This window comes from Streptomyces sp. NRRL S-31 (genome assembly GCF_000718775.1).
Classification (GTDB): domain Bacteria; phylum Actinomycetota; class Actinomycetes; order Streptomycetales; family Streptomycetaceae; genus Streptomyces.
This window is the reverse complement of the sequence record NZ_JOCB01000228.1, coordinates 1-975: the sequence shown is the minus strand read 5'-3', so window position 1 is coordinate 975 and position 975 is coordinate 1. Positions and strand designations below refer to the sequence as shown.

Here is a 975-nt window from a genome sequence, read left to right as displayed (position 1 = left end):
CCGGGTGTGTCTTCGCGGGTGGTGAGGGTGGTGGTGTGGATGTGGGGGTGGGTGTTGAGGGCGTTTTCGATTTCGCCGAGTTCGATGCGGTAGCCGCGGAGTTTGATTTGGTTGTCGATGCGGCCGATGAATTCGAGGGTGCCGTCGGGGCGCCATTTGACGAGGTCGCCGGTGTGGTAGGTGCGGGGGTCGGGGTGGGGTGGGGTGAGGGGGTTGGGGGTGAAGCGTTGGTGGGTGAGTTCGGGTCGGTTGTGGTAGTGGCGGGCGAGGCAGATGCCGCCGAGGAGGGCGTGGCCGGGGATGCCGATGGGTGCGGGTTGGTTGTGGTGGTCGATGACGTAGGCGGTGGTGTTGGTGATGGGCCGGCCGAGGGTGGTGGTGCCTCCGTGGGGGTCGGGTTGGGTGGTGAGGCTCATGACGTTGGCGACGGAGCCTTCGGTGGCGCCGTATTCGTTGCTGATGGTGGTGTGGGTGCTGCTGGTGTTGAGGAGGCGGGTGACGAGTTGGGGGGTGAGGTTTTCGCCGCCGGCGACGATGGTGGTGATGTGGTGGTGGGTGTTGCGGGTTTCGAGGTGGGCGGCGAGGACTTCGAGGTGGGAGGGGGTGGCTTTGAGGAAGCTGATGGGGGTGTTGGTGCAGATGAGGTCGATGGCGGCGTCGAAGGCGGTGTGGTCGGGGGTGGTGGTGGGGATGGCGAGTTGCTGGCCTTGGATGAGGGGGAGGAAGAGGGCGGTGATGGTGAGGTCGAAGGTGACGGAGGAGTAGAGGATGGTGCCGATGCCGCCGGGGGTGTGGGTGGGGTAGTTCTGGTCGCACCAGTGGAGGTAGTTGACGACGCCGCGGTGTTCGAGGGCGACGCCCTTGGGCTTGCCGGTGGAGCCTGAGGTGTAGATGACGTAGGCGAGGTCGTCGGGTGTGGCGAGGGGTGTGGGGTCGGTGTCGGGTCCGATGGGCCACTGGGTGTCGACGTGGAGG

The 975-nt window shown here is 66.3% G+C and carries 1 protein-coding gene; it reads right to left on the bottom strand.

Annotated features, from left to right (window positions below; translation table 11 throughout):
* The coding region (locus IF37_RS0138325; protein ID WP_030754362.1) for an AMP-binding protein at nucleotides 1–975 on the bottom strand (975 nt) is incomplete at both ends.